This is a genomic window from Nocardioides antri (assembly GCF_008373765.1).
GTDB lineage: Bacteria > Actinomycetota > Actinomycetes > Propionibacteriales > Nocardioidaceae > Nocardioides > Nocardioides antri.
Window position 1 is genome coordinate 254,225 of record NZ_VUJW01000008.1, and the last position, 22,376, is coordinate 276,600.

The 22,376-nt window shown below is 71.8% G+C and carries 21 protein-coding genes; 12 read left to right on the forward strand and 9 right to left on the reverse strand.

Going from position 1 to position 22,376, the window contains the following annotated elements:
• Nucleotides 1–50: 50 nt before the first annotated feature.
• The 11 genes from F0U47_RS14395 to F0U47_RS14445 all read left to right on the forward strand — a co-directional run bounded on the left by F0U47_RS14395 (nucleotide 51) and on the right by F0U47_RS14445 (nucleotide 11,088).
• Nucleotides 51–920 carry a hydroxypyruvate isomerase family protein gene (locus F0U47_RS14395; RefSeq protein ID WP_246159633.1) on the forward strand — a complete coding sequence of 290 codons (870 nt, stop codon included), beginning with the start codon at nucleotides 51–53 and terminating at the stop codon, nucleotides 918–920.
• Nucleotides 901–1,842 carry a 2-hydroxy-3-oxopropionate reductase gene (locus F0U47_RS14400; protein WP_281290999.1) on the forward strand — a complete coding sequence of 314 codons (942 nt, stop codon included), beginning with the start codon at nucleotides 901–903 and terminating at the stop codon, nucleotides 1,840–1,842. The genes F0U47_RS14395 and F0U47_RS14400 overlap by 20 nt, the downstream gene beginning before the upstream one ends.
• A gap of 55 nt (nucleotides 1,843–1,897) precedes the next feature.
• Nucleotides 1,898–3,664, forward strand: a complete 1,767-nt coding sequence (gene gcl / locus F0U47_RS14405; protein ID WP_223162778.1) for a glyoxylate carboligase — start codon at nucleotides 1,898–1,900, stop codon at nucleotides 3,662–3,664.
• A gap of 10 nt (nucleotides 3,665–3,674) precedes the next feature.
• Entirely contained in the window at nucleotides 3,675–4,829 is a 1,155-nt protein-coding gene (locus F0U47_RS14410; RefSeq protein WP_149751160.1) for a glycerate kinase, read from the forward strand.
• Nucleotides 4,826–5,704: a fumarylacetoacetate hydrolase family protein gene (locus F0U47_RS14415; protein WP_149751161.1), complete on the forward strand. Its 879-nt coding sequence runs from the start codon at nucleotides 4,826–4,828 to the stop codon at nucleotides 5,702–5,704. Before F0U47_RS14410 ends, F0U47_RS14415 begins: the two co-directional genes overlap by 4 nt.
• Nucleotides 5,701–7,041, forward strand: a complete 1,341-nt coding sequence (gene allB, locus F0U47_RS14420; protein ID WP_223162779.1) for an allantoinase AllB — start codon at nucleotides 5,701–5,703, stop codon at nucleotides 7,039–7,041. Before F0U47_RS14415 ends, allB begins: the two co-directional genes overlap by 4 nt.
• Nucleotides 7,038–7,868, forward strand: coding sequence for a bifunctional allantoicase/(S)-ureidoglycine aminohydrolase (locus F0U47_RS14425; protein ID WP_149751162.1), 831 nt, complete (start codon nucleotides 7,038–7,040; stop codon nucleotides 7,866–7,868). Before allB ends, F0U47_RS14425 begins: the two co-directional genes overlap by 4 nt.
• A 57-nt stretch (nucleotides 7,869–7,925) precedes the next feature.
• Nucleotides 7,926–8,708 carry a GTP-binding protein LepA gene (locus F0U47_RS14430; protein WP_246159634.1) on the forward strand — a complete coding sequence of 261 codons (783 nt, stop codon included), beginning with the start codon at nucleotides 7,926–7,928 and terminating at the stop codon, nucleotides 8,706–8,708.
• A gap of 263 nt (nucleotides 8,709–8,971) precedes the next feature.
• Nucleotides 8,972–9,322, forward strand: coding sequence for a YciI family protein (locus F0U47_RS14435; protein WP_246159639.1), 351 nt, complete (start codon nucleotides 8,972–8,974; stop codon nucleotides 9,320–9,322).
• Nucleotides 9,323–9,379: 57 nt separating this feature from the next.
• A complete protein-coding gene (locus F0U47_RS14440; RefSeq protein ID WP_149751164.1) occupies nucleotides 9,380–10,678 on the forward strand; it encodes an RNA polymerase sigma factor in 1,299 nt (432 codons plus the stop codon).
• A 35-nt stretch (nucleotides 10,679–10,713) separates the two neighbouring features.
• Nucleotides 10,714–11,088, forward strand: a complete 375-nt coding sequence (locus F0U47_RS14445) for a DUF4345 domain-containing protein (RefSeq protein ID WP_149751165.1) — start codon at nucleotides 10,714–10,716, stop codon at nucleotides 11,086–11,088.
• Nucleotides 11,089–11,104: 16 nt separating this feature from the next.
• Here F0U47_RS14445 and F0U47_RS14450 read toward each other — a convergent pair whose 3' ends face one another.
• Together F0U47_RS14450 and F0U47_RS14455 are read right to left on the reverse strand one after the other, a co-directional pair.
• Nucleotides 11,105–11,344 (reverse strand): helix-turn-helix domain-containing protein, encoded by a 240-nt coding sequence (locus F0U47_RS14450; protein WP_149751166.1) that lies wholly within the window; start codon nucleotides 11,342–11,344, stop codon nucleotides 11,105–11,107.
• On the reverse strand, nucleotides 11,344–12,111 hold the full coding sequence (locus F0U47_RS14455) for a DUF2975 domain-containing protein (RefSeq protein WP_149751167.1): 768 nt from the start codon (nucleotides 12,109–12,111) through the stop codon (nucleotides 11,344–11,346). The genes F0U47_RS14450 and F0U47_RS14455 overlap by 1 nt, the downstream gene beginning before the upstream one ends.
• A 171-nt stretch (nucleotides 12,112–12,282) precedes the next feature.
• Between F0U47_RS14455 and F0U47_RS21625 the strand changes: the two genes are divergently transcribed.
• The gene (locus F0U47_RS21625; protein WP_223162780.1) at nucleotides 12,283–12,561 is read left to right on the forward strand and encodes a ZIP family metal transporter; all 279 of its coding nucleotides are present in this window, start codon (nucleotides 12,283–12,285) and stop codon (nucleotides 12,559–12,561) included.
• A gap of 273 nt (nucleotides 12,562–12,834) precedes the next feature.
• Here F0U47_RS21625 and F0U47_RS14465 read toward each other — a convergent pair whose 3' ends face one another.
• The 7 genes from F0U47_RS14465 to F0U47_RS14495 all read right to left on the reverse strand — a co-directional run bounded on the left by F0U47_RS14465 (nucleotide 12,835) and on the right by F0U47_RS14495 (nucleotide 22,363).
• On the reverse strand, nucleotides 12,835–13,491 hold the full coding sequence (locus F0U47_RS14465) for a glutathione S-transferase family protein (protein WP_149751168.1): 657 nt from the start codon (nucleotides 13,489–13,491) through the stop codon (nucleotides 12,835–12,837).
• 9 nt (nucleotides 13,492–13,500) lie between these two features.
• The gene (locus F0U47_RS14470; protein WP_149751169.1) at nucleotides 13,501–15,249 is read right to left on the reverse strand and encodes a Rieske 2Fe-2S domain-containing protein; all 1,749 of its coding nucleotides are present in this window, start codon (nucleotides 15,247–15,249) and stop codon (nucleotides 13,501–13,503) included.
• A gap of 5 nt (nucleotides 15,250–15,254) precedes the next feature.
• Nucleotides 15,255–16,124: an aromatic ring-hydroxylating oxygenase subunit alpha gene (locus tag F0U47_RS14475; RefSeq protein ID WP_149751170.1), complete on the reverse strand. Its 870-nt coding sequence runs from the start codon at nucleotides 16,122–16,124 to the stop codon at nucleotides 15,255–15,257.
• Nucleotides 16,125–16,290: 166 nt separating this feature from the next.
• Nucleotides 16,291–17,574: a guanine deaminase gene (gene guaD / locus F0U47_RS14480; RefSeq protein ID WP_149751171.1), complete on the reverse strand. Its 1,284-nt coding sequence runs from the start codon at nucleotides 17,572–17,574 to the stop codon at nucleotides 16,291–16,293.
• Nucleotides 17,571–18,434 (reverse strand): xanthine dehydrogenase accessory protein XdhC, encoded by an 864-nt coding sequence (gene xdhC, locus F0U47_RS14485; protein WP_149751172.1) that lies wholly within the window; start codon nucleotides 18,432–18,434, stop codon nucleotides 17,571–17,573. Before xdhC ends, guaD begins: the two co-directional genes overlap by 4 nt.
• Nucleotides 18,435–18,452: 18 nt before the next feature.
• Nucleotides 18,453–20,900 carry a xanthine dehydrogenase molybdopterin binding subunit gene (gene xdhB / locus F0U47_RS14490; protein ID WP_149751173.1) on the reverse strand — a complete coding sequence of 816 codons (2,448 nt, stop codon included), beginning with the start codon at nucleotides 20,898–20,900 and terminating at the stop codon, nucleotides 18,453–18,455.
• Nucleotides 20,897–22,363 (reverse strand): xanthine dehydrogenase small subunit, encoded by a 1,467-nt coding sequence (locus F0U47_RS14495; protein ID WP_149751174.1) that lies wholly within the window; start codon nucleotides 22,361–22,363, stop codon nucleotides 20,897–20,899. The genes xdhB and F0U47_RS14495 overlap by 4 nt, the downstream gene beginning before the upstream one ends.
• Nucleotides 22,364–22,376: the final 13 nt, after the last annotated feature.

Below are 22,376 nucleotides of genomic sequence, written 5' to 3' on the forward strand. Positions count from 1 at the left end.
CCCGCAACCCGACGATCCGGAAGGACTGGACCAGAACGATGCTGCACTCATTGCCCTTCGAGGTGAACTGCTCCCTGCTGTTCACCGAGCTGCCCCTGCTGGAGCGCCCCGCGGCCGCCAAGAGCGCCGGCTTCGACGGCGTCGAGTTCTGGTGGCCCTTCGCGGAGGCGGTCCCCGCCGACAAGGACGTGGACGCCTTCATCCGGTCCGTCCGCGACGCGGGCGTCCAGCTGGTCGGGCTCAACTTCTTCGCCGGCGACATGCCCGGCGGTGACCGCGGACTGGTGTCGTGGCCGGCGCGCGCACAGGAGTTCCGGGACAACGTCGACGTCGTCGCCGGGATCGGCGAGCAGCTCGGCTGCCGCGCGTTCAACGCCCTCTACGGCAACCGCGTCGACGACGCCGCGCCGACCGAGCAGGGCGAGGTGGCCGTGGAGAACCTCGCGCTCGCCGGGCACGCCGTCGCCCGGATCGGCGGGACCGTCCTGCTGGAGCCGGTCAGCGGGGCCGACCGGTACCCGCTCCGGACCGCTGCCGACGTGCTCGCCGTGATCGAGCGGGTCCGGGAGGCGTCCGGCGTCAGGAACCTCGGCCTGCTCGCCGACCTCTACCACCTCGCGGTCAACGGCGACGACGTCGACAAGGTCGTCGCCGAGCACGCCGGCCGGGTCGCGCACGTGCAGATCGCCGACGCACCGGGCCGCAACGAGCCCGGCACCGGGACGCTGCCGCTCGAGCAGCAGCTCGCCGACCTGGAGGCCGGCGGCTACCGCGGCTGGGTCGGCCTCGAGTACAAGCCCTCCGGCCCCACCCTCGCCAGCTTCGGCTGGCTCCCGCGCGACCGTCGCGCGGCCACCAGCGCCCCAGTCGGCGCTGGCGGCCCAGTCGGCACCGCCGGCACTGCCGGCACCGCCGGCTGACCCAGGGCACGACCCCCACCACGGACAGGAGAAGGACATGACCGACATCGCATTCATCGGCCTCGGCATCATGGGCAGCCCGATGGCCGTCCACCTCGCCAAGGCAGGCCACCAGGTCGCGGGCTACAACCTCACCCCGGACCGGACCAAGCCGCTGGTGGCAGCCGGTGGCCGAGCCGCGTCCTCGATCGCCGACGCGGTCGACGGCGCCGAGGTCGTCTGCGTGATGGTGCCGGACTCACCCGAGGTCCAAGAGGTGCTGACCGCCGAGGACGGGGTCTTCGCCAACGCCCGGCAGGGCGCCCTCGTCATCGACTTCTCGAGCATCCGGCCCGACGTGACCGTCGACCTCGCCGTCACGGCGAAGGAGCAGGGCTTCCGGCTCCTCGACGCGCCGGTCTCCGGCGGTGAGGCGGGCGCGGTGAACGCCGCTCTCTCGATCATGGTCGGCGGCGACGCCGCCGACTTCGAGGCCGCCAAGCCCCTCTTCGACGTGGTCGGCAAGACCATCGTCCACGTCGGTGCGAACGGCTCCGGGCAGACCGTCAAGGCTGCCAACCAGCTCATCGTGGCCGCCAACATCCAGGCGCTCGCCGAGGCCGTCGTCTTCCTCGAGGCGTACGGCGTCGACACCAAGGCCGCGCTCGAGGTGCTGGGCGGCGGGCTGGCCGGCTCGAAGGTGCTGGACCAGAAGAAGGAGAACATGCTCTCCCGCTCGTTCGACCCCGGGTTCCGGATCGAGCTCCACCACAAGGACATGGGGATCGTCACCTCGGCCGCGCGCGAGGCGGGCGTCGTCGTACCTCTCGGGGCGCTCGTCGCCCAGCTGATGGCCTCCGCCAAGGCCTCCGGCGACGGCGGCCTCGACCACTCCGCGCTGCTCCGCGGCGTCGAGCGTCTCAGCGGGCTCGCCTCTTCCTGACCTGCCCTTCCACCCGTCGAACCCCGTCAACACAGAGAGAAGTCCCATGCCCCGCATGCGTGCAGTCGACGCCGCGGTCCTCATCCTGGAGAAGGAGGGGGCCACCCAGACCTTCGGTCTGCCCGGCGCCGCGATCAACCCGTTCTACAGCGCAATGAAGGCCCACGGCGGCATCAAGCACGTGCTCGCTCGTCACGTCGAGGGCGCCTCCCACATGGCCGAGGGCTACACCCGGGCCAAGGCAGGCAACATCGGCATCTGCATCGGCACCTCCGGACCCGCCGGCACCGACATGGTCACCGGCCTCTACGCCGCAGCGGCCGACTCGATCCCGATCCTGTGCATCACCGGCCAGGCACCCGTGGCCAAGCTGCACAAGGAGGACTTCCAGGCGATCAACATCGCCGACATCGCCCGGCCGCTCACCAAGATGGCCGTCACCGTGCTCGAGCCCGCCCAGGTGCCCGGCACCTTCCAGAAGGCCTTCCAGCTGATGCGGGAGAGCCGTCCCGGCCCGGTCCTGATCGACCTGCCGATCGACGTGCAGCTGGCCGAGATCGAGTTCGACATCGACACCTACGAGCCGCTCCCGGTCACCAGGCCGGCCGCGACCCGCCAGCAGGCGGAGAAGGCCCTGTCGATGCTCGACGCCGCCGAGCGGCCGCTCATCGTCGCCGGCGGGGGCGTCGTCAACGCCGACGCGGCAGAGCTGCTGGTGGAGCTGGCCGAGCTGACCGGCGTCCCGGTCGTGCCGACGCTGATGGGCTGGGGCGTGATCCCCGACGACCACCCGCTGACCGCCGGGATGGTCGGCCTGCAGACGTCGCACCGCTACGGCAACGCGACCATGCTGGCGTCCGACTTCGTGCTCGGCATCGGCAACCGCTGGGCCAACCGGCACACCGGCAGCATCGACACCTACACCCGCGGCCGGACCTTCGTGCACGTCGACATCGAGCCGACCCAGATCGGCCGGGTCTTCGCGCCCGACTACAGCATCGTGTCCGACGCCAGGGCGGCGCTGGAGGCCTTCGTCGAGGTCGCCAGGGACTGGAAGGCCGCCGGCAAGCTCGCCGACCGCTCTGCCTGGGCCGAGGAGTGCCGCGACCGGAAGCGGACCATGCAGCGCAAGACGCACTTCGACGACGTGCCGGTCAAGCCGCAGCGCGTCTACCAGGAGATGAACAAGGCGTTCGGGCCCGACACCCGTTACGTCACCACCATCGGGCTCTCGCAGATCCAGGCGGCGCAGCTGCTGCACGTCTACCGGCCACGGCACTGGATCAACGCCGGCCAGGCCGGCCCGCTCGGGTGGACGCTGCCGGCCGCACTGGGCGTGGCGACCGCCGACCCGGAGGCGACCGTCGTCGCCCTCAGCGGCGACTACGACTTCCAGTTCCTCGTCGAGGAGCTCGCGGTCGGGGCTCAGTTCAACATCCCCTACGTCCACGTGCTGGTGAACAACGCCTACCTCGGCCTGATCCGCCAGGCGCAGCGCGGGTTCGACATGGACTTCTGCGTGCAGCTGTCCTTCGAGAACGTGAACTCGCCCGAGGTCGGCGCCTACGGTGTCGACCACGTCAAGGTCGCCGAGGGACTCGGCTGCAAGGCGATCCGGGTCTCCGAACCCGACGACATCCTGCCGGCGCTGGAGCAGGCCAAGAAGCTGATCTCCGAGTTCCAGGTGCCGGTCGTCGTGGAGATCATCCTGGAGCGCGTCACGAACGTGTCGATGGGCACCGAGATCGACGCTGTCGTGGAGTTCGAGGAGCTGGCCGAGCGCGGCGAGGACGCCCCCACCGCGATCGCCCTGCTGGACTGAGGGCCCACCGATGCCCCGGGTCCTCATCGCCTCCGACAAGTTCAAGGGCTCGCTCACCGCGGCCGAGGTCGCCGCAGCCGTGGGAGCCGGGGTACGACGGGCGCGACCCGACGCGGTCGTGGCCACCGTCCCGGTCGCCGACGGTGGCGACGGCACGCTCGCGGCGGCCGAGGCGGCCGGGTTTGCCCTGGTGGACGTCGTCGCGACCGGTCCCACCGGTGAGCCGGTGCGCACGGCGTACGCCCGCAAGGACGACCTCGCGGTGGTCGAGATGGCCGCGGTGTCCGGGCTCGCCCGGCTGCCCCACGGTGTCCCCGCGCCGATGAGCGCGACCAGCCGCGGGACCGGCGAGGTGATCGCTGCTGCGGTCGACGCCGGCTGTCGGCGCGTGGTCCTCGGCATTGGCGGTAGTGCCTCGACCGACGGCGGTCTCGGGCTGGTCCGCGGCCTGGGTGCGCGGACGCTCGGTGTCGACGGCGGCGAGGTCGGTGAGGGCGGCGGCGCGCTGGGCGCGGTGCAGACGCTCGACCTGTCCCCGCTCCGCGCGCGGATGGCGGGTGTCGCGCTGACCGTCGCGTGCGACGTCGACAACCCGCTCACCGGTCCGCGGGGCGCGGCCGCCGTCTACGGCCCGCAGAAGGGCGCCGACCCGGCGCAGGTGCGGCAGCTCGACCGCGCGCTGACCCACTGGGCAGACGTGGTCGGCGCCACCACCGGTGAGGACGACCGGGAGGTCCCCGGAGCGGGTGCGGCCGGCGGTGTCGGCTTCGCCGCGCTGTCATTGCTCGGCGCCGAGCTGCGCTCCGGGATCGAGCTGGTGCTGGAGCTGATGGGGTTCGCCGACTGCCTTGCCGACGTCGACCTCGTGGTCACGGGGGAGGGCTCGCTCGACGAGCAGACCCTGCACGGCAAGGTGGTCGCCGGGGTCGCGGCCGCCGCCGGTGCTGCCGGGATCCCGGTCGTCGCCGTCTGCGGGCGCACCAGCCTCGACAGCGACCGGCTGCGCGAGGCCAGGGTCGCGGCGGCGTACGCCCTGACCGACCTGGAGCCCGACGTACGACGCTGCATGGCCGAGCCCGTCCCGCTCCTGCAGCGGCTCGGTGAGCGGATCGCGGCGGACCGGCTCGCGTCGCTCGCCGTCCCCCTCGGCCGGGGGCCGGCATGAGGCTGCTGCGCGTCGGGCGGGCCGGCTCCGAGCGGCCGGCAGGTTTCGACGCCGACGGCGTCCTGCGCGACCTGGCCTCGGTGGTGGGCGACATCGACGGCGCGCTGCTCGCGGACGACCGCGCCCTGGCTGCGGTCGCCGCGGCTCTCGGCTCGGGGATGCTCCCGGCGGTGCCGCCGGGCGCGCGCCGGGGTGCGCCGGTCGCGAGGCCGGGCAAGGTCGTGGGCATCGGGCTCAACTACCGGTGTTACGCGGCCGAGAGCGGCGCCGCGGTGCCGGAGCGGCCGGTGGTCTTCCTCAAGCCAGGCAGCACCGTGTGCGGCCCCGAAGACGGCATCGAGCTGCCTCCCGGCAGCACCGCCACCGACCACGAGGTCGAGCTCGGCGTCGTGGTCGGGCGGACCCTGCGCCGGTGCGACGACCCCGCGCGTGCGCTCGGCTCGGTGGGCGGCTACGTCGCCGTCAACGACGTGACCGAGCGCCACCTGGCGGCCGACGGCCCGACCTGGGCCAAGGGCAAGTGCTGCGACACCTTCACGCCGGCCGGTCCGTGGCTCGTGACGCCCGACGACGTGGCCGACCCGCAGGCGCTCGCGCTCGAGCTGCGGGTCAACGGAGAGCTGCGGCAGCGCGGCAGCACGGCCGACATGGCGTTCTCCGTGGCGGAGCTCTTGTGCTACCTCAGCGGTCTGATGACCCTTGAGCCCGGGGACCTGCTCCTCACCGGCACGCCGGCCGGTGTCGCGGCGGGGCGCCCCGACCCCAAGCCGTTTCTGCGGGACGGTGATGTCGTTGAGCTCGAGGTCGAGGGCCTCGGCCGGCAGCGGACCCCGGTTCGCGCAGCCGGGTGGATGGACGAGAGGAGTGGCGGGTGAGCCAGCTGGACCTGGTCGTCCGCGCCGAGCGGGCGGTCACCGCTGAGGGTCAGCGTCCGCTCGCGGTAGGCGTCAAGGACGGGACGGTCGTCGCGGTCGAGCCGCTCGACGCGGATCTCACCGCCGAGCAGGTGGTCGAGCTGGGCGACGACGAGGTGCTGATGCCGGGCGTCGTCGACTCCCACGTCCACGTCAACGACCCCGGCCGGACCGAGTGGGAGGGCTTCGCCAGCGCCACCCGGGCGGCCGCCGCGGGCGGCGTCACGACCATCGTCGACATGCCGCTCAACAGCATCCCGCCGACGGTGGACCTCGCCGCGCTGGAGGTGAAGCGCAAGACCGCAGCCGGCCAGTCCTACGTCGACGTCGGCTTCTGGGGCGGCGCCGTGCCCGGCAACCTCGCCGACCTGCGCCCCCTGCACGGCGCCGGCGTCTTCGGGTTCAAGTGCTTCCTGCTGCACTCCGGCGTCGACGAGTTCGCGCCGCTCGACAGCGCAGGGCTCGAGGCGGCGATGCGGGAGATCGCGACCTTCGACGGGCTGCTGATCGTGCACGCCGAGGACGCCCACGCCATCGACCACGCGCCCGACCCGCACGGCGGCCGCTACGCCGACTTCCTCGCCTCCCGACCGCGGGACGCCGAGAACCGCGCGGTGCAGCAGGTGATCGACCTGTCGCGGGCGACCGGCTGCCGGGTGCACGTCCTGCACGTGTCCAGCGCCGAGGCGCTGCCGTTGCTTTCCGATGCTCGACGCGGGGGAGTGCGCGTCTCCGCAGAGACCTGCCCCCACTACCTGTCGTTCGCCGCCGAGGAGATCCCCGACGGCGCGACCCAGTACAAGTGCTGCCCGCCCATCCGGGAGCAGGACAACCGCGACCGGCTCTGGGACGGTCTCCGCGACGGGACGCTGGACCTCGTGGTGTCCGACCACTCGCCGTCCACGGTCGAGCTGAAGCGGCTCGAGGAGGGCGACTTCGGCGCGGCCTGGGGAGGCATCTCCTCGCTGCAGATCTCCCTGTCCGCGGTCTGGACCGAGGCACGCCGACGGGGCCTCGACCTGGTCGACGTCGCCCGTTGGATGTGCGCGGCTCCGGCCGCGCAGACGGGGATGCGCCACAAGGGCCGGATCGCCGTCGGCTGCGACGCGGACTTCGCCGTGCTCGCTCCCGAGGAGACGTACGTGGTGGACGCCCGCGCGTTGCACCACAAGAACGCCGTCACGCCGTACGCCGGACGGGAGCTGGCCGGCGTCGTCCGCAGCACCTGGCTGCGCGGCGCGCGGATCGACGTCGACGCGGACCCCCGCGGCCGGCTGCTGAGAAGAGGAGACGCATGAACCCCCGCTACTACGCGCCGAAGGGCGGCCTGCCCGACCAGACCGACCTGACCACGGACCGTGCGGTATTCACCGAGGCATACGCCGTCCTCCCGCGCGGCACCATGCGCGACATCGTCACCAGCGCCCTGCCGTTCTGGGACGACACCCGGCTGTGGGTGATCGCGCGGCCGCTGTCGGGGTTCGCCGAGACGTTCTCCCAGTACATCGTCGAGGTGTCCCCGGGCGGGGGGAGCGACCGGCCCGAGCTCGACCCGGGCGCCGAGGGCGTCCTGTTCGTGGTCGAGGGCACGGCCCGGCTCACGGTCGCCGGCGAGGAGCACCAGCTCACGCCTGGCGGCTACGCGTTCCTGCCGCCGGGCTGTGACTGGCAGCTGCGCAACGAGAGCACCGAGCCGACCACGTTCCACTGGATCCGCAAGGCCTACGAGCACGTCGACGGCATCGACGTCCCGGAGCCGTTCGTGACGAACGAGACCGAGGTCGAGGGCGGCGAGATGCCCGGGACCGACGGGCGGTGGACGACCCAGCGCTTCGCGGACCCCGCGGACGTCCGCCACGACATGCACGTCAACATCGTCAGCTTCGAGCCCGGTGGCGTGATCCCGTTCCCGGAGACGCACGTCATGGAGCACGGCCTCTACGTGCTCGAGGGCAAGGCGGTGTACCTCCTCAACAAGGACTGGGTCGAGGTGCAGGAGGGCGACTTCATGTGGCTGCGGGCGTTCTGCCCGCAAGCCTGCTACGCCGGCGGCCCCGGCCGGTTCCGCTACCTGCTCTACAAGGACGTCAACCGCCACGCCAAGCTGAGCCGGCAGCTCCTCTGACACGCGCCGCGAGAGCTGGCCGCCAATCCAGGGACCGCGCGGCGACGAACAGAGGGTATGAGCCCGGTCGCCGCCCAGCCGAAGTCTTCGTTGTCACGCCTGGAGCGCCATGTCGCGCGACTCGAGCAGGAACACCCGCCGCTGGACGTGACGTCGGTGGACTTCACGGTCCGCCGGCCGCAGGAGGTCATCGGACGCTACGGCCGCGTGCTGGACTACATGGCGCGCGCGGAGCTCGAAGTCGAGCGCAACGTGCGGGAGCTCGACGTCCTCATGCCGGAGCCGCCGGAGCTCGACCAGTACTTCTACCGGCAGGTGTGGGGCCCCCAGGAGCTCCAGCACGGGCTGATCCTGGACCAGCTGCAGGCCGAGCTCGGTCTGCCCAAGTCCGCTCCGAACGTCTCGACGGTCCCGCTGAAGCTACGGGTGCTCGGCGGCATCGCCCACCTGGCAGCGATCCAGGACGTCGTCCGGATGCTCTACTACCTGACCGGCATGACCACTGAACGTTCTGCAGTGCTCGCCTATCAGCACCTCTACGAGGGCCTGCTCTCCATGGGAGAGGACGCGATCGCGGTCACCGCCGTGGCACCCATCCGTCGGCAGGAGCCGGGCCACTATGCGTACTACCAGATGTCCGCCCGCGAGCTGTGGGCGCGCCTGACTCCGTGGCAGCAGTGGCTGACCCGCCGGCTGCGGTCGATCTCGTTCGCCCCTGTCGGAGCCAACTCGCCGCAGGAGCTGCGTCAGGTCGGCGAGATGATGCTTGCGTTCGACATCCGCCGACGCGGCGAGATCGACGAGTTCGCCCGGTCCGTGGCGCGGTCCGAAGCCGGCTGATGTGGGCCCAGGGGGCGGGGCTGAACGCTCCCACCTACGTCGCCGACGCGTTCGCACGATGCCTCGAGCTGGCGCAGGAACCAACGCTGCTGCACGAGCCTGCCGCCGCCTGATCGAGTCCACACACGCCGGCGAAAATATCTTCGTGGGCGATGTCGAAGGCGCAGGATGCCGTTCGACGTACGTGCGAGTCGGCCACCGACGAGCGGTGGACACCAAGGGTTGAGGAGCGAGCAATGCCGCGTTTCATGGGTTTCGTGAGGATGGAAGAGGGCATCGGCGCGCCGCCGCAGGCGCTGTTCGACGCGATGGACAAGTACATCGGGGAGCAGGCCGGAGCCGGCCACTTCCTCGACGGCGGCGGCCTCTACGGCACCGAGGACGCAGTCAACTTCGTGGTCCGCAAGGGCGAGACGACCCGGGTGGACGGCCCGTACGCCGAGGCCAAGGAGGTCGTCGGTGGCTGGGCGATCATGCAGTACGACAGCCTGGAGGAAGCGATCGCCGGGCAGCAGGAGTTCGCTGAGCTACACGCCAAGTACTGGCCGGAGTGCGAGATGGTCGCGACCCTGCGCCAGATCTCGGACGAGGCGCCGGAGCCGTCCGACGCCTGAGGAACCTGCGCTGCTGGCCGTGCGGCCGGCCGGGGGAGGAGTCCCTAGGCTGGCCGCATGGCCCCACGCCCGGCCCCGACCACTGGGGAGACCACCGCGGAGACCATCAGCGCCGCCTGGCGTGAGGAGTCCGCGCGGCTGATCGGCGCCCTGACCCGGATGACCCGGGACCTCGACCTGGCCGAGGACCTGGCCCAGGACGCGCTGGTCAGCGCGCTCGAGCAGTGGCCGACCCACGGCATCCCGGCCAACCCGGGGGCGTGGTTGATGACCACCGCCAAGCGCCGCGCCGTCGACACGTTCCGGCGGGCCGAGACCCTGCGCCGCAAGACCGAGGAGCTCGGTCACGCCCTGAGTGAGGAGGACGGGATGCCGGACCTCACCTCGCAGGTGGACTTCATCGACGACGACGTCCTCCGACTGATCTTCCTGTCCTGCCACCCGCAGCTGACCCCGGAGTCCAGGGCCGCGCTGACGCTGCGCCTTGTCGGTGGGCTGACGACTGCGGAGATCGCCCGCGGCTTCCTGGCCGCCGAGAGCGCGATGGGCCAGCGGATCTCCCGGGCGAAGAAGACGCTCAGCGAGGTCCGCGCGGAGTTCGAGCTGCCGGTCGGCGAGGAGCGCTCCGCCCGGCTCGAAGACGTGATGGCCGTGATCTACCTGATCTTCAACGAGGGCTACACGGCGACCGCGGGCGACGACTGGATGCGCCCCGAGCTGACCAACGAGGCGATCAGGCTGGCCAGGATGCTGGCCGAGCTGATGCCGGACGAGCCGGAGGTGCACGGCCTGCAGGCGCTGCTGGAGCTGCAGGCCTCCCGCGGCCCCGCCCGGGTCGACGCCGAGGGTCGCCCGGTGCTGCTCGAGGACCAGGACCGGGGTCTCTGGGATGCGTTGTTGGTCCGCCGGGGTCTGGCCGCCCTGGAGCGGGCCGAGCGGCTCGCCGCGAGCGGGACGCCGGTCGGCCGGTACTACCTGCAGGCCGCGATCGCGTCCTGCCACGCGCGCGCCGCCACGCCCGAGGAGACGAACTGGCGCGCCATCGCCAACCTGTACGACGTGCTCGCCGAGGCCGCGCCAGGGCCGGTGGTCGAGGTCAACCGCGCTGTGGCGCACGGGCGGGCGTCCGGCCCGAAGGCCGGCCTGGCCGTGCTCGATCGCCTGCCCGAGGGGGCGCTCGCCGGCTCGCACCTGCTCCCGAGCGTGCGCGCCGACCTGCTCGCCCGTGCCGGTCGCCATGGCGCAGCGGCCGCATCCTTCCGCGAGGCAGCGGCGTTGACCCGCAACGCGAGCGAGCGAGCACTCCTGCTGGGCCGCGCCGAAGCATCGGAGAAGGCGGCCTCGCCGAGCAGCTGACCGCGCCTTGGCCGACCGAATGCCAGGATGCCCTCATGTCCGCACTGACGACCTTGGGACGCGTGACCGGATGGACCTGCATCGCGATCGGCGGTGTCGAGCTCGTGGGCGGGGTGCGCGGCGAGCCCGGCATGACCGGCGACGCGACGACGGACTCCCACGTCCGCTTCATGGGTCCGGTCTTCGCCGGCTACGGCCTGGGCTGGCTCGACGCGGCGGCGGGTCCCGAGCCAGACCTCGGCCGGATGCGCCTCCTCGCCGGGCTCATGGCACTCGGGGGCATGGGACGGCTGGCGACCCGCGCGACCATGGGCCGACCCCATCGCTTCCACGACCTGCTGCTCTGCATCGAGCTCGCGGCGCCGGCGGTGGTGGAGATGGTGGGCCGACGCGAGCGAACGGTTCGCTGACGCCGGGCCACCGAGCTCACCGACGGGTGGGACGCGCGTGCCCCGACACGTCGTCCGGGACGTGGGTCAGCAGGTCGCCGGGTTGGCAGTCGAGCTCTCGGCAGATCGCATCGAGGGTCGAGAGACGGATCGCCCGCGCCTTGCCGGTCTTGAGGATCGAGAGGTTGGCGATGGTGATGCCGACGCGATCAGCCAGCTCGGTGAGGGTCATCCGGCGGTCGAGCAGGACATGGTCGAGGCGGATGTCGATCGCCATCAGACCGTGAGCCTCTGATCGTCTTCCAGGCGTACGCCGCGCCGGAAGACCTGCGCCAGCAGCAGCAACAGGGCCCCGAACGCCATCCGCGTGAGCTGCGGTCCGCCCGGCTCCATCGACCCCAGCTCCAGGCCCACCCCCTGCGCGCCGGCGCGGACGAAGCCGTAGTCCCAGGCCTTGGGGCTGAGGAACAGCCACAGGAAGGGCTCCAGCAGCTCCCAGGCGATCAGGGTGACGCCGATGACGCGCAGTCGTCGCACGACCTGGTCGGTGAACGGTGCGTCGCGGGAGACGGCGCGCAGCAGCAGCCACAGCTGCGACAGCATGAAGGCAAGGACCAGCAGGCTGAGCACCGTCATTGCGTACAGGGACGCGATGAGGGGGTTCCACCCCGGGTCGGCGTCGAAGAACAGGCGACCCTCGAGATGGGCCGATACCGCTCGGATGTCGTCGTCCGGGAGCAGGAAGGGTGGGTCCTCGCGGGGGCCGTCCGCATCGCGGAGGATGACGTTCTCGCAGTCGCGCCGGGGATGGCGGAGGTCGATACGGGGGCAGACCTCGGTGTACGCACGGACCTCCCACGAGGGCTGGTAGCTCAGGTCCACCAGGTGGGTGCCGGGCACCAGGCTGATCCGATGGCTGTGGTCGCTCCAGCCGGCCAGCCCGGCGACGCCGAGGGCGGCTATCAGCAGCGCCCCCAACGTCGTGATGGCCGCCGCCGCCAACGCGATCCAGCTGGCCGTCATGAAGCTGCGGTTCTGGCGCATGAGCCTTCCTGACCTTCGACGCGGGCTTATTGAGAAACAATGTGACCGCATCGATCTTCGGTGTCAAGGAACGGCGGACGGGACCCGGACGGGCCAGGGCGCAGCGGCTTCGGTGCGATTGGTCGGTCTGGCGTCGTCATGGGGGAGGAGAGGGTGGATAGCAGCAGGCGTATGACTCAAGCCGTGCTTTTTGGTCTGGTCGCGTCGCGTGCGCTGGTGTTGGGAGCGTTCGCGGGCGGACGAGTGGAACTGCCGAAGAGGGTGTTGGCGGCGATGCTCGCGTTCGCGTCGGGCGCTCTCATCACAGCGTTGGCTTTCGAGTTCTTCGAGGATTCCTATGAGCAAGGCGGCCTGTGGCGAGCCGCTCTGGGACTCGTTGGCGGCGCAGCGCTGTTCACGCTCATCAGCTATTTCCTCGACCGAGTCGCCCAAGGAGCCGGGGGCGAGTAGGACGGCAGCGAGAAGCTCGATCCTGATGTCGGAACATGGACCGTGTGCGCCATCCTTCTCACGCTCGCGGTCCTGATCGGCGCAGGGCCCCTCTCAGATGCCGAAGCGGAGACGTTGTCCCTCCCGCTAGCGTTCGCGGCCGGCGCAGTGCTTGCCTCCTTGGCCGACACCCTCATGCCCGAGGCCTACGAAGAGGGCGGACCGACGGTCGCACTCAGCACCACAGCCGGGTTCGCCCTGTCGTTCTACCTTGCGACTCTCTGAACCCGCCCGTTACCGCGGCCAAGGCGCGGCGGCCGAACCGCCCGGGAAGAGGCCTGACCTCGGCACGAAGCCGTCGATCCGCTTGACCCGGTCGGTCCAGCGCCGCACCGCCGGGTAGTCGATCCGGGACACGCCTCCTTCCTCGCTGAGCGCGACGTCGGGGAACACGGCGAGGTCGGCGATGGTGGGGTGGTCCGCGGCGCACAGCCAGCTACGACCCTCCTGCTCACCGAACCACAGGTGCTCGTCGAGGGTCCTGAGCAGCGTGTGTGCCCGAGCCCTGGCGGCGGTGACGTCGGTGACGTGGCCGAGGCTCTCGTGCAGGCGCGCCGCACCGGCCGAGGAGGCCAGTGCGCGGGAGAGCCCGAGCCACTGGGTGACTTCACCGACGAGCACCGGGTCCCGCCGGGGGAGCCAGGTCCCGGTGGCGTCGTGGCGGGCAGCCAGGTAGACGAGGATCGCCTGCGCGTCGTACAGCGTGGTGTGCTCGTCGCGCAGCACCGGTAGCTGCTGTAGCGGGCTCAGCTCGGTGAACCACTCCGTCTCGTGCTCCCGCCCCGGGTAGAACTCGACATCGACCCGGGAGTAGTGCAGACCGAGCACGGCCAGCGCCAGGCGGGCCTGGTAGCAGTCGGACGACAGCTCGTAGTCGAACAGCGTGATCATCGCTACCTCCTAGAGGTCCAGGACGAGTCGTGGGGAGGCGGAGCGGGAGACGCAGGTCATGATCGCCTCACCGGATGCCTTCTCCGCCTCGTTCAGGTAGACGTCTTGATGGACCGGCTCGCCCTCGATCACCCGGGCGATACAGGTGCCGCACGCTCCTTGCTCGCAGGACGACGGCATCGTGACCCCGGCCTCACGCACGGCCTCCAGGATCGTCTGCCCGGGCGGCACCTGGACGGTCAGGCACGAGCGCGCGAGGTCGACCTCGAAGCTGGAGTCCTTGTCGATCTCCTGCCCGTTCTGGAAGTACTCGAAGTGCACCTTCTCGACCGGCCAGCCACATTCCGCTGCGATCTCCCGAGCCGCCTCGATCATGGGGCCGGGGCCGCAGAGGTACACCTGCCGTCCGGGCGCGTGGCCGGCCAGGATCTCCCGGAGCCGCGCTGTTGTCGCCGCGACGTCCAGCCCGCAGTGGCGGCGGACCGAGTCGCCGAGGGCGGCGAGCCGGTCGTGGAAGGCCAGGTGGTCCTCGGTCTGCGCGAAGTAGTGCAGCTCGTGGTCGAGGCCGTGGTGCGCCAGGGTCTGCGCCATCGCCAGGAGTGGCGTCACGCCGATCCCGCCCGCGACGAGCAGGGTGTGCTCGGCGTCCCGCCGCAGCGGGAAGTTGTTCCGCGGCTCGGAGAGGGCCAGGACGTCGCCCTCCCGGACCGTGTCGTGGAGGCAGGCGGACCCGCCTCGTGACTCCGGTTCCCGTTTCACGCCCAGCACGTAGCGGTCGTCCTCACCCGGAGCGTTGACCACGGAGTACTGCCGCACGCAGCCGTTCGGGAGGTGTACGTCGACGTGCGCTCCCGGCTGCGCGACCGGCAGGTGCCCGGTGAGCGGCGCGAGCGCGAAGCCGGCCACGTCGACTCCAGCCGACCACTTGCGCTCGACTCGGACGCGCAGGCTCGCGGACCGTCCCGGTCGGGTCGCCGGCGGCAGCTCCGCGAGCTCCTCGGGGACGAGCTCGAGCTCCGGCTCGTCGTTCCCGGGTTCGAGGGGCCCGACCTCGGACTCCACCCGCGCCCGGAGCCGGTTCAGGGCCCGGTTGTGGAGGCGCAGCAGGGTGAGCCGGGAAACGTCCGGATCGGCCTCGTCGACGCCGTGGAGCACGCCGCGGACGACGCACGTGGTGGCGTCCGACGGCTGCACCAGCAACGTCAGGCCGGGACCGCTCGCGCCGTCGAAGCGCAGCAGCAGGTCCGACTCGGAGGCCAGTCGTAGGTCGTCGTCGGCGTCGTACGAACGGAGCGCGCCCACGACGTCGGCCGCCGGCGCCGCCACCGTGACCGCGCGCAGCGGGAGCTGGCTCCCGCGCTCGGGCAGGACCGGCAGGTCCTCCGGACGGTCGTGCTCCAGCGTCGTCCAGACGAGGCCGTGCCGCTCGACCACGGGGAAGGTCCGGTTGCAGATGGTCCGAGCCGGCGCGTCGGCGGGATGTGCCGGGATGTAGGTGCACTCCGCGGTGCGGTTGGAGTAACGCCACCCGTGGTACTGGCACTTGAGCTCGCGCCCGTCGTTGACCGCGATCGAGAGCCGGACGCCGCGGTGGAGACAGCGGTTCTCCCACACGTTGACGTAGCCGTCGTCCGCCCGCCAGACCGCGAGCTCACGCCCGAGCAGTCGACCTTGGAAGACGTGCCGGAGGACCACGTCAGCGGACGAGGCGACGGGGTGCCATGCGCGGCCGGGAAGGCCGGGCTGGGTCCTGGTCATCTCGCTCACCTCCCCGCCGGGATCACGCCGTAGGTGATCCCCTTGCCGCTCAACCAGCGGCGGTAGGCGACGGCGGACTTGTCGGCCCGGATCGGCGTCTCCGATCGCGGGTCGAGGGGCAGGCGCTTGGGGAACTGGTTCTCCAGGATCGGCTTGTCCTGGCCGAAGATCGACTGCTGGAAGTTGCGGATCTCCTTGTCCTCGTGCGCGTCGTCGAGCACCGAGAGGAGCAGGTGGGCGCGGACGTGCTCCTGGTCGACGGGCTGCAGGAAGACGGCGATCACGTCCTTCCGGCCGGGGTCGTCGCCGCTGGTCTTGTAGAGGATCGAGCAGTAGGGGTGCGGGACCCGGTAGACGTATTCGACCTCGGCGCCGGCCGAGGACGAGGCCGAGGCCTTCGGCTGGAACATGCGGCACCGGGTCGCCAGCACCTCGTCCCGCTCGGCCGAGACGTCGACGTCGTACTCCACCACCTCGGTGTGCGGCTCGGAGCCGAGGACGTCGGTGTGGACGAACGGGAAGTGCGCCATGTCGAGGAAGTTCTCGATCGCCCGGGGCGCCGAGACGTGGACGCCGATCGTGCTGGCGTTCATGTTGCGGCGGTCGGGCTCGTCGTACTCCGGGATGCTGAAGAGGTCCTTCGGTGGTGTGCCGAGCGACGTCCAGATGTAGCCGTAGCGCACGAGGGTCGGTAGCTGGTGCTGCGTGGCCCCGGTGCGCCAGGCACGTGCTCCGGCGTCGGGGCTCCAGGCGTAGCCGATCTGCTCCTCGAGCAGGGTGGTGGTGTGGTCCTGTCCGGCCGCGGTTTCCGCGACGGCGGAGAGCGGGTGCCAGAGGTTGAGGACGACGGGGTCGGTGCAAGGAGGTGTAGGCATGACGGTCTCGATTTCTCGAAGTTGGCTGTGCATCGCCTGCCGGTCGGTGACCGGAAGCGTTCCGACGCGGGCACAGCAGAACGTCGGACGCTGGTGGTCCCGCGAGGTGCGGGACCGGGACCGCGTGGATGCTCCTCTCCGTAGGGGGACGGGACGGTGACGCGGGCTAGGGGGCGACGACCTCGCCGTCGATCCACACGGTGTCGACGTCACCGGTGGTGCCGAGGGTGAATGCCTTGGCGAGGGCGTCCTCGGGGTCGGCGGCGTGCCGCAGGGCGACGTCGAGCGTCGACCCGGATCGCGGACGCAGCCACTGGGCGTCGAACCGCTTGCCGACGCCGAGGTCGCCGACCTCGGAGGAGAGCCCGAGCGCCCGGGCGCCGGCCGAGGTCGCGAGGTGCAGCAGGTGGACGGGCGCCAGCGGATAGCCCCGCTCGCCGAGCAGCCGCTGCATGAAGTAGGCCTGCAGCCCCTCCTTGAGCAGCGAGAAGCCGGTGCCCCCGCCGACGTCGGACCCGAGCGCGACGTGGACGTCGTACGCCAGGTGGCGGTCCAGCGGGAACAGCCCACTGCCGAGGGAGGCGTTGCTCGTCGGGCAGTGCGCGACGCTGGCCCCGCGCTCGGCCATGACCTTGAGCTCCGCGTCCGTGGGGTGCACGTCGTGCGCCAGCACGCTGCGCGGTCCGACGAGCCCGTGGCTGTCGTAGGTCTCGAGGTAGGTGTCGACGCCGAACAGCTCCGCGACGGTGGCGATCTCGCGGTCGTTCTCGTTGATGTGCGAGGTGAAGTAGGCGCCCTCGACCTCGCCCAGCAGCGAGCGGCAGGAGTCGAGCAGGTCGTTGCCGCAGGACAGCGAGAACCGCGGGGTGACGGCATAGCGGTTCCGCCCCACGCCATGCCACCGCTCGGCGAGCGCGAGGCCCTCGTCGTACGCCCGCTCGGGCGTGGTCAGCAGTTCGTCACGCAGCAGGCGGTCGCTGACGACCAGACCACTGGTGACCCGCAGGCCGACGCGCTGAGCCTCGGTGAAGAGCAGGTCGACGGCTGCCGCGAAGTGGGAGCCGAACACGAGGGCAGTCGTCGTCCCGGCCTGCACGAGTCCGCTGAGGAACTCGCGCGCGACCGTCGATGCGTACGTCGGGTCGGCGAGCCTGGCCTCCTCGGGGAGCGCGCAGCGCTCCAGCCAGTCCAGCAGCGGCAGGCCGAGGCCACCGATCGCGCGCACCTGGGGGAAGTGCACGTGGGTGTCAACGAACCCCGGAAGCAGCAGTCCGCCACGCAGGTCCACGACGTCATCGTCGGGCTGAGCAGCGCGGACGGCGGCGAACGGTCCCCGCTCGGCGATCGTCCCGTCCCGGACGAGCAGGCCGGCGTCGGCGTCGGCGCGGAGCGCGCCGCCTGCGAACGGGTCGTCCGGGGTGTCGAGGACGGTGCCGCGGTAGATGGTCATCGGGTGCTCTCCGCTGTGCTAGGGGTCTCGGTCCGTCCGGCGCGCCCGGCCGGGCCGGTCTGCTCGGCCTGGAACTGCTGGAGGAGCGCGGCTGCCACGCTGACCGCGATCGTCGCCGGCTCCTTGCCGCCGAGGTCGGGCAGGCCGATGGGGGTGGTGATCCGGGCGATGGCGTCGGGGGAGTGGCCCTCCGCGGCGAGCTTCTTGCGGAACCGCGTCCACTTCGCCGTGGAGCCGATCAGCCCGATGGAGCCCAGGTGGGTGGCGCGGAGCGCGGCGTCGCACAGCGCAGCGTCCTCGGCGTGGTCGTGGGTCATGACCAGCACGTGGGTGCCCGGCGGCAGCTCGGCGATGACGAGCTCGGGCAGCACCGGCACCTGGTGCGCATGCACCGCGGCGACAGCGTCGTCGAGGACCGTCAGCCGCTCCCGGGTCAGCTGGTCGGCCCGGGAGTCGACCAGGTGCAGCTCGAGGTCGTGGCGCGCCAGGATGCGCGCGAGCTCCAGCCCGACGTGGCCCATCCCGAAGACCGCGACGGCGGGCACGACCGGCAGCGGCTCTAGCAGGAGCGTCACCTCGCCGCCGCAGCACTGGACGCCGTGCTGGTAGGGGACCTTGTCCGACAGCGACAGGGTGACGAGCTCGGCTGTCGAGGTGGGGTCCTCGAGCATGGCCCGGGCCCGCTCCTCGGCCACCGCCTCGAGGTTGCCGCCGCCGACCGTGCCCCAGCTGCGTTCGCGTCCGACGACCATCTTGGCCCCGGCCTCTCGGGGCGCATGGCCGCGCACCGTCGCCACCGTCACCAGCACACCGGGCCGGCGGGTCTCGCGGAGGCGGCGGACCGCCTTCATCCACTCCATGGCGATCTCAACTCCTGGTCACGTCCTGCTCAGCTGGTGCTGCACGCGCTCGGACTCGGGCTCGTACTCGTGTGCGTCGACCCCCGGCTGGTCCGGCACGACGCCCGGCGACCCCTCGGCCACGTGGCCGTGCTCGCCGCTCCGGCGTGCCTGTTGGACGGCCCACCAGACGGCCTCCGGAGTGGCCGGCGACGCGAGGTCGACGCTGGTCCCGGCGGGACCGAAGGCCGCCGCGGCCTGGCGCAGTGCCTCCCGCACGGAGAAGGCCAGCATCAGGGGCGGCTCACCGACCGCTTTGGACCCGTAGACCGCGCCCTCCTCGGGAGCGTGCTGCAGCAGGGCGACGTTGAACTCCGCCGGCATCTCCGAGAGGCTCGGCAGCTTGTAGGTGCTCGCGGCCTGCGTGAGCAGCCGGCCGCGTCCGGGTCCGTCGCTCTCGTCCCAGCGGAGGTCCTCCAGGGTGAGCCACCCGGCGCCCTGCACGAACCCGCCCTCGACCTGGCCGATGTCGACCAGCGGGGACAGGCTGTCGCCGACGTCGTGCACGATGTCGACCCGGCGCAGCGTGTAGGCGCCGGTGAAGCCGTCGACCTCGACCTCGCTGGCGGCGACGCCGTACGCGAAGTACTTGAACGGCTCGCCTCGCATCACCGCGGAGTCCCAGTGCAGACCTTCGGTGCGGTAGAAGCCGGCGGCGAAGAGCTGCACCCGCTGGAAGTACGCCGCGTGGACGATCTCCTCCCACGACACCCGCTCTCCGGAGAACGCGACCGCGTGGACCTCGCCGTCGTCGAACCGCACGTCGGCGGGGCTCACGCCGAGCCGGGTCGCCGCGACCTGAGCCAGCCGTTCCCGGATCTGCTCGCAGGCGTTCTTGATCGCGGCGCCGTTCAGGTCCGCGCCCGAGCTGGCCGCAGTGGCCGAGGTGTTGGGCACCTTGTCGGTCCGGGTCGGAGCCAGCCGCACCTTCTCCAGCGGCACGCCGAGCGCGGTGGCGGCCACCTGGATCATCTTGGTGTGGAGGCCCTGCCCCATCTCGGTGCCACCGTGGTTGATCAGCACCGACCCGTCCTTGTAGACGTGGACGAGAGCGCCGGCCTGGTTGAAGGCCGTGAGGTTGAACGAGATGCCGAACTTGACCGGCGTGATCGCCAGCCCCCGCTTCGTGTGCGGGTGCGCGGCGTTGAAGCGGGCGATGTCCGCGGTGCGCGCGGCGAAGTCACCGGACGCGCGCACCTGGTCCCATGCCGCGTGCAGCCGCTCCGGGTGGCCGACCGGCTGTCCGTACGGCGTCGCCTGGCCGGCCTGGTAGAGATTGCGGCTCCGCAGCTCGTCGGGCTCGACGCCGAGCAACGGGGCGCACCGACCGAGGATGTCCTCGATCACGAGCATCCCCTGCGGTCCGCCGAAGCCTCGGAACGCGGTCTGCGACGTCTTGTGGGTCTTGGCCACCCGACCGTTCACGCGCACGTTCGGGATCCAGTAGGCGTTGTCGATGTGGCACAGCGCCCGGGCCAGCACCGGCTCGGAGAGGTCGAGGCTCCAGCCGCCGTCGGAGGTGAGGGTGGCGTCCAGCGCCTGCAGCCGTCCGCCGGCGTCGAAGCCGACCCGCCAGCGGGCGTGGAAGCCGTGGCGCTTGCCCGACATCGTCATGTCCTGGGTGCGATTCAGCCGGAGCCGGACCGGGCGACCGGTGAGGGTCGCCCCGAGCGCGGCGATGGCGGCGTACCCGTGCGGCTGCATCTCCTTGCCGCCGAAGGCACCGCCCATCCGCAGGCACTGCACCGTCACCTCGTGACTGTGCAGGCCGAGGACATGGGCGACGATCTCCTGGGTCTCGCTGGGGTGCTGGGTGCTGCTCTGCACGAAGACCTGGCCGTTCTCGTCGACCTGCGCCAGCGAGCAGTGGGTCTCGAGGTAGAAGTGCTCCTGACCGGAGAACTCGAGCTCACCGCTGAACACGTGCTCGGCCTCGTCGAACGCCGACCCGACGTCGCCGCGCTCCAGGTGCGGCTGTCCGCCCTGGAAGCTCTCGGCCTCGATCGCCTCGCGGACGGTCACCAGCGACGGCAGCGGCTCGTAGTCGACATCGACGGCAGCCGCGCCGAGCCGGGCTGCCTCGAGGGTCTCGGCCAGCACCCAGCACACGGCGTGGCCGTGGAACATGACCTCGTCGGGGAAGAGGGGCTCGTCGTGCTTGACGCCGGCGTCGTTCACGCCGGGCACGTCGGCCGCCGTGAGCACCCGGACGACGCCGGGCACCTCGTAGGCGGGGTCGGTGCGCAGCGCGGTGATGCGGGCGTGGGCGTGCGGCGCCTGGACCGGGTAGGCGTGCAGCACGTGGCTCGTGCGCAGGACCAGGTCGTCGGTGTAGAGCGCCTCGCCGGTGACGTGGCCCGCCGCGCTCTCGTGGGGGATCGCCAGCCCGACGACCGGGTTGGTGGGACGTTCGGACAGTGCGCTCATGCCGGCACCTCCTGGGGGCTGGTGCTCTCCGCGTGGAGCTTGAGCAGCGACTGGCCCAGCATCGCCGAGCGGTACGCCGCGCTGGCACGGTGGTCGTCGAGCGGGGTTCCCTCCTGAGTCAGGACCTCCGCGGCCCGTCGTACGACGTCCTCACGCCAGGGCTGCCCGGTGAGCGCCTCCTCGGTCCGCAGCGCCCTGATCGGCGTCGCGGCGACGCCGCCGAGCCCGATCCGCGCGCGTCGTACGACGCCGTCCTCGACGTCGAGAGCGAACCCGACGGCGACGCTGGAGATGTCGTCGAACCGCCGCTTCGCGATCTTGTGGAAGGCCGTCAGCCCGGCCAGGGGGAGGGGGAGCCGGACCGCGCGGATCAGCTCGTCGGCGCGCCGTACGGTCTGGCGGTAGCCGGTGAAGTAGTCCGCGAGGGGCACCTCCCGCTCGCCGTCGGCCGAGGCCAGCACGACCACGGCGTCCAGCGCCAGCAGGGCCGGGGGCGTGTCGCCGATCGGCGAGCCGGTGCCGAGGTTGCCGCCGACGGTGGCGCCGTTGCGGATCAGGCGGGAGGCGAACTGCGGGAACATCTGGGCCAGGAGCGGCACCCGGCCGTCGAGCCTGCGCTCGACCTCGGTCAGGCTGAGCGCGGCGCCGATCTCGACGTGCTCGTCGGTGACCTCGAAGGTCCGCAGCTCGGGCAGCCGGTCGATCGCGACGGTCAGCGCCGCACGGGTGCCGCGCAGGTTGACCTCGACGCCCCAGTCGGTCGAGCCGGCGACCAGGGCGGCGTCCGGCCGGTCCGCGAGCAGCGCGAAGGTCTCCTCGAGGTCGCCCGGACGGGCGAACTCGGCGTCCTCGCGGGCCACCCGGGTGGCCCGCGGGGCAGGTGGCGCCTCGTGGGTGCGGGCGGCGTACCGGTCGTCCTGGTCGGGCGCGCCGAGCGCGTACGCCGCGTCCCGGATCGGCCGGTAGCCGGTGCAGCGGCAGAGGTTCCCGCTCAGGGCGTGCAGGTCGAAGCCGTTCGGGCCGTGCTCGCCGTCGTGATGGTCCTCCCGGGCCGCGGCCCCCTGGTCGCCGCGAGCGCAGCGACCAGGGCGGTAGTACTCCGCAGCCATGCTGCACACGAAGCCGGGCGTGCAGTAGCCGCACTGTGAGCCGCCCCGGACGGCCATCTCCCGCTGCACCGGGTGCAGGTCCTCGGCGGACCCCAGTCCCTCGGCGGTCACGACCTCCTGGCCGTCCAGGGACGCTGCCGGCATCAGGCACGCGTTGAGCGGGGTCCACTCGGTCGGGGTCGAGATCCCCGGCCGGGCGAGGAGGACGGAGCAGGCTCCGCACTCGCCCTCGGCGCATCCCTCCTTGGCCCCGGTGAGGCCCACGCCCCGCAGCCAGTCGAGCGCGGAGGTGTGGGGGGCGACCGCGCCGAGCGGGACGGTTCTCCCGTTGACGGTGACGCTCGGTGACTCCATGGTGGTCAGCTTC

Excerpts from the sequence above, each read along its gene's own strand:
- gcl (WP_223162778.1), top strand. The coding sequence starts at position 1,898 with ATGCGTGCAGTCGACGCCGCGGTCCTCATCCTGGAGAAGGAGGGGGCC.
- F0U47_RS14410 (WP_149751160.1), top strand. The coding sequence starts at position 3,675 with ATGCCCCGGGTCCTCATCGCCTCCGACAAGTTCAAGGGCTCGCTCACC.
- F0U47_RS14415 (WP_149751161.1), top strand. The coding sequence starts at position 4,826 with ATGAGGCTGCTGCGCGTCGGGCGGGCCGGCTCCGAGCGGCCGGCAGGT.
- F0U47_RS14425 (WP_149751162.1), top strand. The coding sequence starts at position 7,038 with ATGAACCCCCGCTACTACGCGCCGAAGGGCGGCCTGCCCGACCAGACC.
- F0U47_RS14430 (WP_246159634.1), top strand. The coding sequence starts at position 7,926 with ATGAGCCCGGTCGCCGCCCAGCCGAAGTCTTCGTTGTCACGCCTGGAG.
- F0U47_RS14435 (WP_246159639.1), top strand. The coding sequence starts at position 8,972 with ATGGAAGAGGGCATCGGCGCGCCGCCGCAGGCGCTGTTCGACGCGATG.
- F0U47_RS14440 (WP_149751164.1), top strand. The coding sequence starts at position 9,380 with ATGGCCCCACGCCCGGCCCCGACCACTGGGGAGACCACCGCGGAGACC.
- F0U47_RS14445 (WP_149751165.1), top strand. The coding sequence starts at position 10,714 with ATGTCCGCACTGACGACCTTGGGACGCGTGACCGGATGGACCTGCATC.
- F0U47_RS14450 (WP_149751166.1), bottom strand. The coding sequence starts at position 11,344 with ATGGCGATCGACATCCGCCTCGACCATGTCCTGCTCGACCGCCGGATG.
- F0U47_RS14455 (WP_149751167.1), bottom strand. The coding sequence starts at position 12,111 with ATGCGCCAGAACCGCAGCTTCATGACGGCCAGCTGGATCGCGTTGGCG.
- F0U47_RS21625 (WP_223162780.1), top strand. The coding sequence starts at position 12,283 with ATGACTCAAGCCGTGCTTTTTGGTCTGGTCGCGTCGCGTGCGCTGGTG.
- F0U47_RS14465 (WP_149751168.1), bottom strand. The coding sequence starts at position 13,491 with ATGATCACGCTGTTCGACTACGAGCTGTCGTCCGACTGCTACCAGGCC.
- F0U47_RS14470 (WP_149751169.1), bottom strand. The coding sequence starts at position 15,249 with ATGACCAGGACCCAGCCCGGCCTTCCCGGCCGCGCATGGCACCCCGTC.
- F0U47_RS14475 (WP_149751170.1), bottom strand. The coding sequence starts at position 16,124 with ATGCCTACACCTCCTTGCACCGACCCCGTCGTCCTCAACCTCTGGCAC.
- guaD (WP_149751171.1), bottom strand. The coding sequence starts at position 17,574 with ATGACCATCTACCGCGGCACCGTCCTCGACACCCCGGACGACCCGTTC.
- xdhC (WP_149751172.1), bottom strand. The coding sequence starts at position 18,434 with ATGGAGTGGATGAAGGCGGTCCGCCGCCTCCGCGAGACCCGCCGGCCC.
- xdhB (WP_149751173.1), bottom strand. The coding sequence starts at position 20,900 with ATGAGCGCACTGTCCGAACGTCCCACCAACCCGGTCGTCGGGCTGGCG.
- F0U47_RS14495 (WP_149751174.1), bottom strand. The coding sequence starts at position 22,363 with ATGGAGTCACCGAGCGTCACCGTCAACGGGAGAACCGTCCCGCTCGGC.